At 45.0% G+C, this 16389-nt stretch carries 10 protein-coding genes; 3 read left to right on the forward strand and 7 right to left on the reverse strand.

From position 1 onward, the window contains the following. Positions 1 to 39 precede the first annotated feature (39 nt). The 3 genes from ACFSVM_RS10325 to ACFSVM_RS10335 are packed head-to-tail and all read right to left on the reverse strand — an operon-like array spanning position 40 to position 6380. Positions 40 to 4494: a carbohydrate binding domain-containing protein gene (locus ACFSVM_RS10325; protein WP_379261909.1), complete on the reverse strand. Its 4455-nt coding sequence runs from the start codon at positions 4492 to 4494 to the stop codon at positions 40 to 42. Positions 4495 to 4535: 41 nt separating this feature from the next. Further along, the gene (locus tag ACFSVM_RS10330; protein WP_076314004.1) at positions 4536 to 5414 is read right to left on the reverse strand and encodes a carbohydrate ABC transporter permease; all 879 of its coding nucleotides are present in this window, start codon (positions 5412 to 5414) and stop codon (positions 4536 to 4538) included. Positions 5415 to 5429: 15 nt separating this feature from the next. Continuing rightward, a complete protein-coding gene (locus tag ACFSVM_RS10335) occupies positions 5430 to 6380 on the reverse strand; it encodes an ABC transporter permease (protein WP_379261911.1) in 951 nt (316 codons plus the stop codon). 144 nt (positions 6381 to 6524) lie between these two features. Between ACFSVM_RS10335 and ACFSVM_RS10340 the strand changes: the two genes are divergently transcribed. Together ACFSVM_RS10340 and ACFSVM_RS10345 are read left to right on the forward strand one after the other, a co-directional pair. After that, the gene (locus tag ACFSVM_RS10340; protein ID WP_379261913.1) at positions 6525 to 8234 is read left to right on the forward strand and encodes a sensor histidine kinase; all 1710 of its coding nucleotides are present in this window, start codon (positions 6525 to 6527) and stop codon (positions 8232 to 8234) included. A 9-nt stretch (positions 8235 to 8243) separates the two neighbouring features. Next, positions 8244 to 9884, forward strand: a complete 1641-nt coding sequence (locus ACFSVM_RS10345) for a response regulator (protein ID WP_076314001.1) — start codon at positions 8244 to 8246, stop codon at positions 9882 to 9884. 186 nt (positions 9885 to 10070) lie between these two features. On the opposite strand, the gene ACFSVM_RS10350 is transcribed toward ACFSVM_RS10345, so the two are convergent. The 4 genes from ACFSVM_RS10350 to ACFSVM_RS10365 all read right to left on the reverse strand — a co-directional run bounded on the left by ACFSVM_RS10350 (position 10071) and on the right by ACFSVM_RS10365 (position 15189). Continuing rightward, positions 10071 to 11759, reverse strand: coding sequence for an extracellular solute-binding protein (locus ACFSVM_RS10350; RefSeq protein WP_379261916.1), 1689 nt, complete (start codon positions 11757 to 11759; stop codon positions 10071 to 10073). A gap of 201 nt (positions 11760 to 11960) precedes the next feature. After that, complete coding sequence (bglS, locus tag ACFSVM_RS10355) at positions 11961 to 12674, reverse strand: beta-glucanase (protein WP_379261918.1); 714 nt, start codon at positions 12672 to 12674, stop codon at positions 11961 to 11963. Between the two features lie 391 nt (positions 12675 to 13065). Next, positions 13066 to 14001 carry an NADP-dependent oxidoreductase gene (locus ACFSVM_RS10360; protein ID WP_379261919.1) on the reverse strand — a complete coding sequence of 312 codons (936 nt, stop codon included), beginning with the start codon at positions 13999 to 14001 and terminating at the stop codon, positions 13066 to 13068. Between the two features lie 696 nt (positions 14002 to 14697). Beyond that, on the reverse strand, positions 14698 to 15189 hold the full coding sequence (locus ACFSVM_RS10365; RefSeq protein ID WP_379261921.1) for a MerR family transcriptional regulator: 492 nt from the start codon (positions 15187 to 15189) through the stop codon (positions 14698 to 14700). 174 nt (positions 15190 to 15363) lie between these two features. On the opposite strand from ACFSVM_RS10365, the gene ACFSVM_RS10370 reads away from it, so the two are divergent. Further along, complete coding sequence (locus ACFSVM_RS10370; protein ID WP_379261923.1) at positions 15364 to 16215, forward strand: SDR family NAD(P)-dependent oxidoreductase; 852 nt, start codon at positions 15364 to 15366, stop codon at positions 16213 to 16215. Positions 16216 to 16389 lie beyond the last annotated feature (174 nt).

The raw sequence follows: 16389 nt of genomic DNA on the forward strand, positions 1-16389 counted from the left end.
GGTTTTTTTGAGGATTTATTTTGATAAATTTATGCCGTTTTATTGGGCTGGCCCCATATTAATGAGGCTCACTTCAGATAATGTTATCGTTGTATTCCCGTCTTCGGCCCCACTGATGTTACCCATATCAAACACAATACGACTGTTTGCATAGCTCGGCTCGGTGGTATCGAATGTGAAGGTGTATTCCTGCTCAGAAGTGGTCAAATCTACTCGTTCACCATAGAATCCATGCCACACATATCCAGCGGGAACATCAAGCCAACCGATGCCAAGTCCCATTTTACGTGGTTTGTCAGCTTTGGCTGTAAACTTCAGCTGGTATTTATAACCTTGTTGTATCGCAAATCCTTCATTAATAACTTGTCGGTCCCAAGGATTATTCCCCGCCTGACCAATTACTGCTTGAAGCTTCTGATTCTCAACGCTCATCATTAGTTCTGACTCAACCCCGTCAGCGTGTTTAAACCATCCTTCACTGCCTTTAGAGAAATCTCCATTCGGGATCAGATTGACATATACCGGCTGTCCACCTTGATCTGCATTCGGATTCACCTCGTATAACATCACATTCTGAAGAGAGACTTTATGCTCTCCTGCTGGAGGGGTACCCAGACCAAAATTCAGTAAGGCCGCAGCATCCCCTTGTTCCCCCATTGTAAAGTGATAAGCATATTGCTGCTTGGTTTCCGTCAGATGTACGGTTTCATTCATATACTTTATATCTCCGCCGCTGCTTTGTGAGACGACCGCTTGTATCGACTTTGGAGCGGATGCTGAGGCCTCAAAGCTCAGACGATACGTTTTACCCCCCTCAAGAGAAAGCTGCCCCTGCTGCAACAACACCTCCCACCAATTCTCGGTTGTACCCGGCACAGTAATGCTCATGCCGTGATCATGACCATACGTTGCTGATAAAACGTTAGGAATCAGTGTCCAATCCGTCGCATTTTCAGTCAGTTCGCCATTTTTCACCTGGCTCTGTGAAACGTCCAACCAGCGTGTGTTGTATTCGTTCCCTTCAAAATTAACGTAATAAGTAACTCCGGCTTTCAATGGAACTGCTGGCAGATGTACGGTTTTGTAAGTTTGCCATCCACCCGTGTCTCCGAGCATTAGTTCCGAGCTTGCTACGGTTATTCCTTGCTCGTCTTTAACACTGAATCGGACGGTTGAATTGGCCGCGGCACTCGCCATACGTGTGGAGAATGCGTAGACTCCGTCACTCGTAACATTCATTTTAAATTGAAGCAAATCACCTTCATCCATATAGCCGACATGTTTGCCGCCTTCATCGGAGTTCTCCAGTTGTAAGCCTTGCATCTTCCACGCCTCGCCTGCAGGAATATGGGCATAACCTTGGATCGATATCGGCTTTCCGTACTTGGTCAACCTGACATTATCCACATAGACCTTGCCAGTAGAACTGCCGAAGAGAAGCTTTAATTCAGCGGTTGCTTCAGCCGCTCCCTCACCGATGACAATCTCACCTGTGTAATTTTGAAGTTCCTGTCCAAGCTGAATTTGCTGCCCCCCATTTACCTTCACTTCATGACCCTCAGCGCTGGATAAGTTCACATCCATGGTGCGGGACACATCCGCTTTGGCATCAAAAGAGAATCCATAGGTCGTACCACCTTCCAGTATTATATCCGGCTGGACGACTGCGACTTGATCAGGCTCCCCATTCGTTTGCTGCACCTCAACCACGAGCTGCCGCTCCATAATCGGGAACTTCAAGAAGTTATTCACGGATACTTGAGCTTCGGCACCCGTTTCAATCCGGCTCTCCCAAAAGCCGAGACGCTCTTTTCCTTGATCAAACGTACCATTATAGATGTAATTACCGTCCGGCAATACTTTGCGTTCCACCGGGAGAGGATCGGCCTCACCGATCTCGATCAGCTTCACATTCGCCAGTGTAACTTCTCCTTCAACTAATCCTAGATTGAATTCAAACCTTGCGTTGTTGTCGGAACCATTACGCATGTTGAATGTGTATTCGTACGGTTGCCAATCGGACGTTATAGCAAATTCTTTCTCTTCGGAGTAATTCGTCCAGCTCTTTTCAAACTGCGTCACTTTCGAACGAATGATGCGGTTATCGGAAGCTTTTGCATCGAACTGAACCTTGTACTTTTTGTTTTTCTTCATGTAGATTGGCATTTGTGTCAGTTGAACTGAATAATTCTCAGTTCCTGCCTCTGAAATGGTCACCTTCGCGGCTTTGCCTTTTTGTTCATCATCAACAACTTCAACCTTGCCGGCGCCACCTGCATTGGTAATAAACTTCCATTCCTTCGGTACACCTGCTTCATCTACACCTTCCGTGAATTGTTCATTGTATATCTGGTTCCCATCCGCTTGCGGCTCGCGCTGAAGTTCGGGCTCAATCGGATTGGAGGTTACATCAGGCCATTGATCTAGCCCTTTATACGAATACACTCGCACAAAATCAACGTTCATCTTCTCCGACACGAATTCACTATCCGGTGATCCCGGCCAGTCTCCACCTACCGCCAGGTTGAGAATCAGATAAAATGGTCGGTCAAACGGTGCAGGGAAGGTGTAGCTTTCCGGCTGCCCTGCCGCTGTGGTCTCCCAATTGTTTACCTGATGATGCAGATTGCCATCCACATAGAATCGGATCATGCCAGGCAGCCATTCCACCTGAAAATCATGATATTCATCGGCAAAAGATTGCTCCTGTGGCAGGAAGAACTTGCCTTGATCATGTCCGTGTGAACCGTCAGGTCTAACGGAGTCATAATGGATCGTGCTGTAGACTTCATGATCTCTGTCTTTGCCACCAATCAGTTCCATAATGTCAATTTCGCCTGAAGCCGGCCATCCCCCATAATGAGCTTCGTCCGTTGGCATCATCCAGATCGCTGGCCACATGCCCTGCTGAACAGGAAGCTTCGCCCGAACGACAACTTTTCCGTAGGTCCAGTCTCCTTTGCCCATGGTGATCAGCTTCCCTGAAGTGAATTCTTTCCCGTCCTTTTGCTCTCGCTTGGCCTCAATTTGCAATACATTCCGTTCACCATCTGTAACGATGCGTGTATTGTCAGGGCTGTAATACTGCATCTCATTGTTATAGACAAGTCCGGTATCCTGAACGGTCCATTTGGTGGTATCTACAGTGGAACCGCTGAATTCATCATTCCAGATAAGCTCCCATTGCTCGTTCGGTATAGTAGTCGCAGGAACGGGCTTCTCACCTGATGGCGTTTCAGGTACGGATGGTGTTCCTCCGCCAGGATTGGACGGTGTGGTATCTGAACCGTTTCCACTACTAGGTTGGTTTGGTTTAGGTTGTTCGGACTCCTCATTGCCTTCTGTTGTGTTAACATGATGCTCCCCGATTGCAGCGGATTCCCCGTTAACAAGTACGTTTCCGGCTTCCACTACCATTAGCTTGATTTTACCTTTGGCATCGATGCGGGTATGAGGGGCTGTGCTGTTCACGCGTAACCTGTTAATGATGCTCTCCTCTGATAGTTCAACCGTTGCTTGGCGCTTAATGGTCATCTCATCGACCACGCTGGTCCCTTCGATATTTACACGAACCGTACCAAAAGCTTTATTGACGTTAACCTGTTGCAGTTTGGAGTCGCGGATGTCAATGGATTGACTTCCTCCCCCTGTGATTATGACACTCCCCGTAACGGTTACACCATCCAGGGTCACTGTACCCTCTCCAATTCCTTCGGTGAGTAACAGATTGCCGTTGACCGTCATATTTCGAAGGGTGATATCCGTTGATCGAACGACCAGGTTACCTTCAACGTTAGATTCATACGTACCCGGCGTATGTTTCACATCCGAGATCAGGTTGGAGATTATGGTGGCTGCCTCTGCACGTGTAATTTCTGATTTTGGAGCTAACTTGCCGCTGTATCCGTTTACAATTTGCTGCTGAACAAAATAACTGAATGCTTTCTGTGCGTAACCTGCCACATCTCCTGCATCCTTGTAACCGGTTAAGGCTTGCCCCTCTTCCTTACCTGTCGACAGCTGAAACGCCCGATCGATCATAACAGCCGCGTCTTGTCTGGTAACCAATCGTTCTGGCGACAGATGTTCAGCATCGGTTCCCTGGATGACCCCGGAGCCATGTGCACGTACCATGACATCGTAATACCAGTCTTTTTCATTCATATCTAAAAAAGAAGCTGGAGCTGCTGTTTGCCTCCCGGCAAAGCCGAATATCCGGTCCAGCAGCGCAACTAATTCGGCCCGGCTCATCGGTTCATTCGGTTTAAATGTGGCGTCCGAGTATCCCTTGATTAAGTTCAGATTCTGCATTCGCACTACCGCTTTTTCCGCCCAATGACCCGCAAGGTCCTGGTATGGGGCAGAATGCAGGTTGTCCGCCTGCATCTGTCCCGTCTCTACTTGCTTCGCTGTGCTCCCCGCTCCGGCTGATGCCGGAGCGATCGGTATAATCATCATGCTTCCTGCCAAGAGACAAGCCAAACCTTTTTTCATCCATATTCCTCCCTAAATGTATGGTTGCTTTCAAGGCAGAGCTATTCCTTCACTGCCCCGATCACGATACCTTTTACGAAAAAGCGCTGCAAAAATGGATAAACCAGCAAAATAGGCAATGCTCCGATAAAGATTTGTGCTGCGCGGACCGTACGCTGGGAGACATTCTCCAGCATGGACGGATCTACATTGATTTTACTAAGATCCTGCTGCACGATAATGGTCTGAAGTAAGGAAGCAAGCGGATAATTTTTTACATCAGACATATAGATCATGCCGTCAAACCAGGAGTTCCACTGACCTACCATCGTGAAAAGTGACAGTGTGGCGATCGCCGGGAGAGACAGCGGAACATAGACCAGCGCGAGTGTTTTGATGTGACCAGCACCATCCAGATAGGCAGCTTCCTCCAGTTCCTTGGGCAGTCCTCGAAAGAAGTTCATCATGAGAATTACATTCCATACGGACAGCGCACCCGGTAGAATCAGAGCCCAGATGGTATCCATCAGCCCCAGCTTCTGAATGAGAATATAGCTCGGAATCAGACCTCCGCTGAATAGAATCGTAAATACGAAGAACCATGTGTATATGGAACGACCCTTGAAGCTGATGTCTTCCTTCGAGAGTGGAAACGCTGTAATTAACATAATGACCATACCAAGGACGGTTGCAATGACTGTTCGTTCGAGCGAGACCAGCAAGGAGTTAATGAAATTTGAATTGCCAAACGTCTTCACGTAGGCATCTGTAGTGAATCCGATCGGCCACAAGCTGACCAGATTGGATGAAGCCGGCGCCATGCTGCTGAACGAGACAGCCAAAATGTGAATGATAGGCAGTATGCACAGCAGTGACAATACACCGAGAAAAATATAATTGGCAACGCTGAATATTCGATATCCTTTTGTTTTGTAATACAAGCCGTTTTCTCCTCTCTAAAACACTCGATAGTTAGCCCATTTGTAAGCAAGTCGGTATGAGATGACGATTAGAATCGTTGCTACGACCGATTTAAACAATCCTACCGCTGTAGCAAAGCTCATCTGACCGTTCAGAATACCTAGTCGATAGACAAACGTATCAATGATATCGCCTTTGTCATACACAAGCGGATTGTACAGATTGAACACCTGATCGAACCCTGCATTAAGAATGTTGCCGATGGAAAGTGTCATGAGTACGATAGTTATCGGCATCAGCGCAGGAATCGTAATGTGCAGCGTCTGCTTGAAACGGTTGGCTCCATCCACTTCTGCAGCTTCATACAGTGCCGGGTTAATGCCGGATAGAGAAGCCAAAAATACGATCGTACCGAAGCCAAATTCCTTCCATACATCGCTGACAATCAGTGTTATCCGAAACCAGGTTCCATCCCCAAGGAAAAAGATCGGCTCACCGCCCATGGCAACGATCACTTGGTTTACTAGGCCTCCTTGCGGAGAAAGGATATCCAGCAAAATGCCGCCTAGAATAACCCAGGACAAAAAGTGTGGTAGATAAACGAGTGTCTGACTGACTCTTTTAAAGGCAGTGAGCCGTACTTCGTTTAACAAAATAGCGAACAGGAAAGGAGCAATTAATCCTGCAACAATTTTGAAAAAGGCAATCACCAGCGTGTTCCAGATGACTTGCCCCACATCTGGATAGAGGAACAAGTATTTGAAATTATCCCATCCTACCCATTCCGATCCGGTAAAACCTAGATAAGGTTTGAAATCCTGAAAAGCAATGACAATGCCTCCCATTGGTATGTACTGAAAAATGATCGCCAGCAAAACCGCCGGAATAAGCATCAAATGCAAGGACCAATTTCGTTGCATGTTCCAGCGCTGTTTTTTCTTGATAGCCTGCCGTTCTATCGGCGCTTCTAACGTATGTTCCTTCACCCAACATCCCCCAAGTTCTAAATTTTGTATTTTACAAGTCCACATGAACTTGTATATTAAAATTATAGCAACGGTCATTTGCAATCTATATCCTAATATTGCAACAACGATATCAATATTTTAATGAATTGAGGAGGTGGTGCGTTGTTTGCCCGTCTAAATATCTTTACTAAAATTACGTTGCTGTTCGTTGTGCTGCTGGTACTGGTACTGTTTCTGTATACATACTCAAATAGAGAAAGCGTACGTGTAATTGAACAAGAAATCCAGAATAATACGATGAATCAACTATCCACTTTTGCCGAATCTGTGGAATCCAATATTTACCAACTATCTCTCTATGGCATGTCCATGGGACAAGATTCCAGCATTCAGGAATACCAGCGCCCGGACTACAAAGATATTCCATATGAACGTGTCAAGGTCGGCAGTGCCATTCTGGAAAAGATGAATCTGTACAATGCGGCAAGCCAATGGCATTCGACCATTACGTTGTATTTTCCACGTTTGCAAAAAGTCATCTCGACGGATTATTATGCCTACATTCCGTATAGCGAAGACGAATTCAGCCAGCCGCTATCGAAATCATGGACGTATACACATGACCAGTTTGAGTGGTACACGACCGACCCGACCACAGCGAGCATCAAGCCTGACGAAGCCCGGTTAATTACCAAGATCAGTTTTCCGGTACGTCATTTAACGGCGATGCTGGATCAGAACAAGTTAAATAACAAGGGTGACCCCTTCATGTTTCATCCAGAACTTGGCCTGATCAGTAATAGCAGCGGAAGCAACACCTTGAATGCAGTGCAATCCAAGCTGCATGAGATTGAATTGCAAGACAAAGGCGGCTTCACCGCCAACCTGAACCAGACGGAGTACTATGTGTCTTATATCCAATCCGACAGTCTTGGATGGTACTATGTGGATTATGTTCCGATGCAGCAGATTCTGAAGCCGATTACAAGCAGTCGGAATCTCTTTTTTGCTTCCATTGCTGTACTGATTGCCATGAGCATCGTGGTATTATATGTCTTGTTCAGGAGTGTTCAGCTCCCGCTTCTGCAGCTGGTGAAAGGTACGAATCGATTATCTACCGGCGACTTTTCCGTTCGTTTACATGATTCTTCCCGGAATGAGTTCAGCTTGCTGTTTGCACGATTTAACATCATGGCCCAGCGAATTCAGGAGTTAATTGAGAACGTTTACGAGGAGCAACTGAGAAGACGTGAGGCCACGCTAAAACAATTGCAATCGCAGATTAATCCGCATTTTCTGTATAACTGCCTCTTCTACATCAAGAATATGGCCCGAATGAAAAATGAAAAAGCGGTTGTTGCCATGGCACTAAATCTAGGTGAGTATTATCGATACATAACCAGGTCGGAGAAGGACCATGCCACGATTGAGGAAGAGCTGACAATGGTCAAAAATTATTTGGAGATCCAGGCGCTGAGGCTAGAGCGAATGCATTTTACAATTGATGTACCTGATGAAATTTTGGGCAAAACCGTACCTAGGCTCACCCTTCAGCCTATCGTGGAAAACGCTATTATCCATGGCATTGAGCCACGTTCCGAGGACGGTCATATTATCATTCGCGCGGATTACAAGGACGACAGGTACAGGATAACCGTTGAAGACAGCGGGCGTGGCATGGAGGATAAACAGCTGGATGAACTCAGGAACAACCTGCTGAAACCACTGGATGAGAATATGGGCTGCGGTACCTGGAACGTACATCAACGTTTGTACTTTTTGTATGGTGAAGGTGCTGGATTAGAATATGAACATTCAACCCGTGGCGGAGTGAAGGTACACATCAAATGGCAAGACAATAATAACGAGTAGGTGACATCTATGTTACAGATTTTATTGGTAGACGATGAGAAATCCGTTGTCGAAACGTTAGCCGAAACGATTCCGTGGGAAAGCTGCGGCATCGGCACTGTTCATGAAGCACTGTCTGGCGCAGTCGCATTGGAAATTATGGAAAATCACGATATAGATATCGTCATGACCGATATTCGCATGCCGGAAATGTCAGGCATTGCACTGATTACAGCCATTCACGAACGCTGGCCGCATGTACAGACCATTCTGTTATCGGGATACGCCGATTTTGAATATGCCAAGCAGGCAATGGCACAGGAAAGTTTCGACTATTTACTCAAGCCCGTCAGTGATGAAGACCTGATTGAGACCGTGCAGCGCCTCGTGAACCGCATCAAACAAAAATGGGAAACAGCTGCGTCGTATCAACGTGCTATGCATGCATTTCAAGAAAACCTTCCTCTTCTGCAATCGACCATGCTCCATGAATTGCTCACAGGCAAAACCTATTCTGAGCAAGCACTGTCAGACAAGCTTGAGTTGTTGGAACTGCCCTACTCTGTCGGTGAAGAGCTAGGTATGATGGTGATTCGTATGGAAGAGCATTTAACCGAGATGGGAAACCAGGATCTGTCTTTAATGGAATATGCGATATGCAATATTATCAGCGAAGTGATGCAGCATCATTTTCATATCTGGCACACAAAGGATGTCCATGATTATCTTGTCGTCCTGGCTAGTGTTAAACAAGCTGCACCGAAGGGATCGACCAAGGATGAGAAACCGCAAGCCCTGCTAGAGCATTATGCAGCTCAGATTCAAACCAATGTACAGCTCTACTTGAAAGGAGCCATTTCCATTTCGGTCTCTCATTGGGGCAAATTCCCACACGAAATCGGGGAGATCTATGAGGGCGCTGTGCGCTCCATGCGCAAACGCATGGGTCAGGTACGAGGCCTGTTCGTGACCGCATCGGATGATCCGGATGTTCATCCGATACCAGCAATTCGTTCCTTGTACAAGCCACCTACACTGATCAGCCTGCTTGAAGCGGGACGTTTCGACGATGTAGAGCAGAAGATTGAGTTAATTTTTGAAGAACTGCTGCAATCTGGAGAGTATCATGATATTGCGGAAACGACCATCGAAGTGTACCATGCCTTGGCCGGTGCATTTGCTTATATCATTCATAAGAACGGCAAGCAGATCTCTTCCGTCCTCCCTGCAGATAAGTTTCGATACTTTCAGGCACCGAGTTACGCGACCGCGCAGCAGCTTAAGGATTGGTCCATCCGGACGCTCCATACGATCAGTCAGGATGCCGAACAAGAGTTGAAGGACAATCACAGTACGATTGTCCGCAGTGTCAAAAGCTTTGTGGATCAACATCTCGACGGTGATGTCTCCTTGCCCGCTATAGCAGAGTATGTTCACCTTCACCCGGTGTATTTGTCCAAGGTGTACAAAGCAGAAACCGGAGAAGCTCTTACCGCTTATGTGTATCGGTTACGAATGGAGAAAGCGGCCTACTACTTACGTTCATCCAGTGCAAAGGTATTTGAAATTGCTGAGCTTGTCGGGTATAACAATACCGCTTATTTTATACGAGTATTTAAAAAGTTCTATGACGTAACACCGCAAGAATACAGAGAGAATCTGCCCGTTTGATACAACAAGGAACCAAAGTCTGGCTGTACCGCTGTCACACATAACAAAATCATGTACTATGCCCTTACAGCCAAAAAGGCATTGCCGGAATTTTTCCCAGCAATGCCTTTTTTATTTTGTGTGGCCGCCCTGATGAATGGACTTCAGCTTAATCGTGAGCTGCTTTTAAGTACTTATTTCCGTCGTTTATTTACTACTCGATACAGACTCATACCACTCGTTTACTTCCTGCGTAATCAGATCGCCGCCGGAAGATTTCCACTTCTCTACGAAATCGTCGAATGCATCGACCGGAGCTTTGCCGTAAACAATCTGTGAGAACAAATCTTTCTCCATTTTGGACAGAATATCGTTGTTCATCTGCATCGTCTTCGTTGGTGCGCCTGTGAACATTTGGTTGTAGACAATGTCTTTTTGATCCAGGACAATTTTGGCTGCTGCGAGCATCGGCTCCGGCACACCGGATTTTATCTTCTTCTCGAAAGGTGTTGTTGCTTCTTCCCCGCTTGCGAGTTTGGCTAGTGTCGTCATGCTCAGGCTTGGAATCCGCGCACCGTCAAATGTCAACGTGTACTTCTCAGGCGCATAACCTTGCGTTACACTGGCATCTGTAGAAGGTTTGCCGTCAACCATAGCCCAGTCATATCCTTCCGCGAAGCCGTGTTCGAATTCATCGCCTTCCTGTGGATTCGCGTAGTGGTCAAACAGATAGTTCTGATAGGTAAAAAATGCTTCCGGGTTCTTCATGTCCTTGTTAATCAGGATCACGCCGTTACCGTTGGATGTACCGTGTCGCCCTGCTTTACCGTCTGGTCCAGCCGGAATAGGATAAGCTTTGTATTCCGCTTCCGGATTATTTTTCTTCACATCCTCGAGCGGCCATGATGGCATCCAGTGAGGTCCTACCACAATACCTGCTTTTCCAGCCGTGAACTCTTCAGCTGCTTTGGTCTCGTCATAGACGCCCGCTTCTTCTGGAATATATCCTTTGCTCATCCAGTCCTGCAATGTAGCCAGTGCCTGTTTAGCGCCTGGTGTAACGGAGCCATACACAAGCTTACCATCAGCGTCAAGATTCCATTGATTCGGCATGGTTCCGTAAGCTCCGAAAATCCAGCCGGCATCAGACATCCAGGTGTTCAGCCAGTTTTTGAATCCGATCGTCAGGCCATACGTGTCTTTTTTGCCGTTTCCATCCGGATCTTGATTTGTAAACGTTTCCATAATAACCTCAAGATCATCCAGTGTTTTAGGGGCTTCGAGATTGAATTTCTTCATCCAGTCTTCCCGAATCCACATCACCGGATCTCCATTATAGGCATAATCCAGAATCGGAATACCGATTCGTTTGCCGTCCTGCATATAAGGATACCATACAGTTGGATCTTCATTTACTGCGGATTTCCAAGTGTCGCTCGCATATTTATCGAATAACTCGCCAGCATCGACAAACTTGCCGGTTTCGATCAGCTCACGTACCAGATTGAACTCTCCACGATAGGAGATAATATCGGGCATCTCTGCGTTGGATGCAAGTGACAAACGAAGCTTGGTTTCGAAGGCATTATTGGTGGAAGGTGAGACCCACTGATTTTTCAATTCGATACCGAGCTTGTCTTTAGCCCATTTCGTGTGTACGTTGTTGTCTTGATCCTCTCCCGGCTTGAACTTCACATCTGGACCCCATGGCCGCAAATAAGTGATGGTTACAGGTGGATCATATTTTCCATCCTTCATCTCCAGTGCAACACTTGGTGTACTCGGCGCAGCTTCCTTACTCTGCCCACTGCTGCTGCACGCACTGAGAACTGTTGAAAGCACGAACATTCCTGCGAGTGCCAGACCGCCGATCTTTCTTTTTTTGCTAGTTTCCAACTTTTGCTCCCCCTGTCTATATAGTAATGTTGTCTACAGAGTCCATCATAATGAAAGATCCATATGTATGCCCATACTAATATTACAACATTTATTGTATTAATTTAGGATATTGAAAAATGGATATGAATCTTGTAAAAATGCAATCCTCACAGGATACAAAAGAAGCAGCCTGAACAGCGGCTGCTTCTGCATGTAAGTTTAGTTACTCGTATATCTCACCCAATCGTATTCAGCATACAACGGATTAGCCCCGTTATACGGTCCAAGCCAGCTGTCAACGCCTGTTCCATTCCACAGATTCATCATGATTTTGCCAGGCGTACTCGGAATGTTGGACGTTGCCGTATGTTTCAGAACACCGTCTACATACCATTTAATCGAACCAGGCTGCCAATCGAACGCATACGTATGGAAGCCTTGGGAAGCATCGAAGCCAAGATTTATGATCTTCTCATGACCACCGACTCCGTTCGTATAGTAATTGAATTGGACCTTCGTCGTGTCCTTTCCTAGAAATTCGATATCAATTTCATCCCATTGCGTGCCATGAGCAGGCCCGGTATAAGTGAAGAAAGAAGATACCACTCCCGTATTCTTCGCAGGCTTCATACTCACCTCGTACAAACCATACCCATAGCTGTTCGTTGACCGATATTCACCGCGATCAAATTTGTTGTATGCTGAACTTGTCAAACCGAGTCTGAGTTTACCATCACTCGTAAAATTAACATTATTCGCTCGCCAAGTACAGTTGAACATGGATCCATTGGAGTAACCGTCGGCTTTTTGCCACGTACTGGAGTTGAAATAACTCAATGGCTCCCAGAACACATACCCCGCAAAAGCACTTACTGAAAAGAATAAAGACACTAATCCAGAAACAATCAATGTATACCAGGTCTTCCTTCTCATCTTACACCTCCATCTCTAATTCCATCCACAATAATAAAGCGCTTTCATAGATGGTGTCTCCATTTTATATGGACTAGGATAAGCAAGCTATAGTAAACATTAAAGAATTAATGTTCATTTTTTAAGTAAATCAGAACGACAATCTATTGGAGAACAGTCACAGCAGTAATTTGAAAATAAAAAAATACCAAGGTCAGTTGATTCGGCCTTGGTATTGCTCATGACTATACTAGTCCCCCGGATTTTACTCATAACGTAAACATGATCATCCTATATCAGAGCCTTCCTGCGAAATACTGAAAGAGCTCTCACTTTAATTAATAACGGTGAAAACCAGTACACCAATCTTGGACGTTTACTCCCTGAAAGAAGGCATTGAATTATTTTCTCTTCAGAATGTAATGACGATTTTACCTACAGCGTGGTGAGTTTCACTCAAAGCATGTGCATCATAAATACCTTGCCTACTGAACGGGAATGTTGCCCCTACAATCGACTTTATCTTTTTCTCTTCCATCAGATCTGCTATTCTCTGTAATTGATCACCATCAGGCTGCAGCCAAATCCCCTTTGCTGATACATTATGAGACTGAGCAGTATCATGATTGGGTTCACCAACTATGGTAATCAGTCTTCCGGTATTTGGCTTAAGCACCTTATAGCTATTCTCAGCTACTTGTCCACCCATGGTGTCAAACACTAAATCTATATCTTTTAGAATCTCTTCAAAGTTTTCCTTTTTGTAATTAATGACTTGATCAGCACCTAATGAATAGAGAAGTTCATGATTTTTTTCACTTGCTGTCGTTACAACATGAGCGCCGGCATACTTTGCTAGTTGAATGGCATAGATACCTACACCACCAGCACCAGCGTGAATAAGTACAGTTTCACCTTCTTTTAAATGGCCATGAGTAAACAATGCCTGCCATGCTGTTAAACCAGCTAAAGGGACAGCCGCAGCCTCCTCATATGAGATTGAATCAGGTAGTTTTGCCAGTAGGTGCTCATCCACTGCTGTATATTCAGCATACGTCCCGAAACGTGTTGTTTCAGGACGACTGAATACTCGGTCCCCAACTTTCCACTTCGTAACGTTTGAACCAATGTCTGTTATGACTCCAGCTGCATCCCATCCTAAGATAATTGGAAATTCCCAATCGAACATTTCTTTCAAATATCCCTCTCTTAATTTCCAATCAATTGGGTTGATGGATGTAGCCTCTAGTTTTACAACCACTTGATTGGCTTCTGGATTTGGTATATTTACTTCCTGCTCAACTAACTCTTCCTTGCTACCGTATTGATTAATTACAACTGCCTTCATTTTGATAACACTCCTTTAAGCGAATAGCCTTATAAGTAATATACCCGTTTATTTATTTGTACTTAGTCATTAGATGCCCATGAATTTATCCTTACTCATTTTTAACAACTAAGATAAAAGTATGCAAAAAATAAATTCATCAATGTTCTTATGTACTTACAACATGGCTATGCGATACAATCTCAACGTCTCATTAAAACGTAAGGGTGATGTGGACAAAATTAAAATCAGAGATTATGATTCGGATTATTATCCTGATACATAATACATATTCTTTTAGTATTTAGCCTCGTTGTGCTCCACAATTGACTCCATATTATTTTGAAGTTTATCCGCTATATCCTGAGTGAAGAAATCCTTTACATAGTCAGTTAAGTCAAAAGAAATTCCTTCTTTGAATTTTAAAAGATCCGGATCTTGTTCCCTGAATTCCTTTTGAACTTAAATTGTTGTACTACCCATCTTATCTGTGGTTGTATTTGTTGTTTCAGTTGTATTTTCTGCAATTTGCCCATTGCTAATCTCTTCATTACTCACATGTGTTCTATCTGACTCTTGACCGCATATTGGTTTCTCATGTACCAGAAAAAAAATAAAAAGCCGCACTTCATGCGACTTCCGACGGGAAAGTTATCTTTTACTTCTGACTACTCTTAAGGGAAGAGTTTCTCAATATCCTCACTGCGATACAGAATGCTATGAGTTGCCTGCTTTGACCGATGCGGAAAAATACCTCATCTCGCCGGGTGAGACAGGCTTTGGTTTCGGTTCAAGCACCTTTTTTTCTGGTATGCCATCAAGACCTCTATCCGTGCAGCTCCGTCTATATCTCCCCTCTTCCAACTTCATGTCAATAAAATCTACAACTTGCTGCAGAGAAGCGATTTGGTTGATCATATTTTTACGATGACTTCTTAAGAGTTCCACAAGCTCAGGATATTCCGCGGGATCAGTATCAGCCGAGACCGTCAAAAAAGGCCGAATTTCCTCTAGCAGCATCCCCGTTTTTTTTAGGCATGCTATCAGCTGGATCGTATTGATGTCCTCCTGCCGATAAATGCGATGCCCGTTATCCTTCCGCTCTGCGCGAGGCAGCAGCGCGATCTTTTCGTAGTAACGGATTGTATCCTCAGTCATTCCGGTTTGCTCAGCGGTTTGCTTTATCGTAAAGCATTGCTCTTCCTTCATCCCGTTCCCTCCCTGAGATTGATTTTGTACATTATACAACTTGAAGCTGGCTCCAAGTCAAATCTATTTTTATTGGAGAAAATCTTTGTTTTCGCTTCTTGACTTGGAGTCGACTTCAAGTTATAGAATGTGCGCTATCGAATCAATTACCCCGATATAAAAAGGAGATGTACAATGAACAAGGACCAAGGTGAACATATCGCATTGATTACAGGCGCAAGCGCCGGGATCGGGTTGGAATTAACACGGAAATTACTGTCGGAGAACTGGCATGTGGTTGCCGTAAACCGTTCTGACTTTCCTAAGGACGATAGGAGCATTCACAATGCGATTAGGAGGGGATCGCTTCGGATCTATAAAACAGATGATCTTTCCGACTTTGCGAGCTTAAAACTTACTTTGGATGAGATCAAAAGCAAGGAGCAGCGGATCGATATTTTATTCAATAACGCCGGAGGCTCCTTTCACGAGCTGAGTTATTCGAAACAAGGACGCGAGAAGCATTATGAACTGATGACGGTCGTTCCTTATATTATTCTGATGGAATTGAAGGAACTCATTAGTATCAGTCGTTTAAAAACGGTAATCAATACCTCATCTTCAGCTCTAAAATTTACAAAAGAGTTTTCGATCGAAGTTCTGGAACATCCCAAAACCTTTCGCAAGTTAATTGGTCCTTACGCGACCTCAAAGCTAGCTCTTTCCCTATGGACTCAGGCCATCGCATCACAGCTCGCGAAGGACGACATCAAGATCCTTAGCGTTGACCCGGGCGGCAATAATACGTTAAGAAAAGGGAAACAATCCGGACTGCCCATTTTGATTGAAGTAGTGATGAAGCTATTTTTCTCGCCTCCTACTCTTGGTGCTAACAAGCTGTACGAAGGGGCGTTCGGGGATCATCATCATGAGAGCGGCGTGTTATTGATAAAAGGACGGGTCGTAGAACTAAAGTTTAAAGACCAGGCGCAGAACGTTCTGGAAAGGATTCAAGCGATTTATGAACACGAATTTCTCGTGTCTTGAAGCACAGATCTTAAACAGGATACCGCACTAATCTACTCTTTGGCTTAACGACGGAGGGAGCGATTGTTGCAATAACAAACTGCTCCCTAGCTATTAAGCTATTTCGACAGTAACGTTATTATTGCATGAGCAGTAATCGGGCTTAAATGCTCGGATTTGTTTCGTTATCAAAAA

It is taken from the genome of Paenibacillus shunpengii (assembly GCF_042684905.1).
Lineage (GTDB): Bacteria > Bacillota > Bacilli > Paenibacillales > Paenibacillaceae > Paenibacillus > Paenibacillus shunpengii.

Excerpts from the sequence above, each read along its gene's own strand:
- ACFSVM_RS10325 (WP_379261909.1), bottom strand. The coding sequence starts at position 4,494 with ATGAAAAAAGGTTTGGCTTGTCTCTTGGCAGGAAGCATGATGATTATA.
- ACFSVM_RS10345 (WP_076314001.1), top strand. The coding sequence starts at position 8,244 with ATGTTACAGATTTTATTGGTAGACGATGAGAAATCCGTTGTCGAAACG.
- bglS (WP_379261918.1), bottom strand. The coding sequence starts at position 12,674 with ATGAGAAGGAAGACCTGGTATACATTGATTGTTTCTGGATTAGTGTCT.
- ACFSVM_RS10360 (WP_379261919.1), bottom strand. The coding sequence starts at position 14,001 with ATGAAGGCAGTTGTAATTAATCAATACGGTAGCAAGGAAGAGTTAGTT.
- ACFSVM_RS10365 (WP_379261921.1), bottom strand. The coding sequence starts at position 15,189 with ATGAAGGAAGAGCAATGCTTTACGATAAAGCAAACCGCTGAGCAAACC.
- ACFSVM_RS10370 (WP_379261923.1), top strand. The coding sequence starts at position 15,364 with ATGAACAAGGACCAAGGTGAACATATCGCATTGATTACAGGCGCAAGC.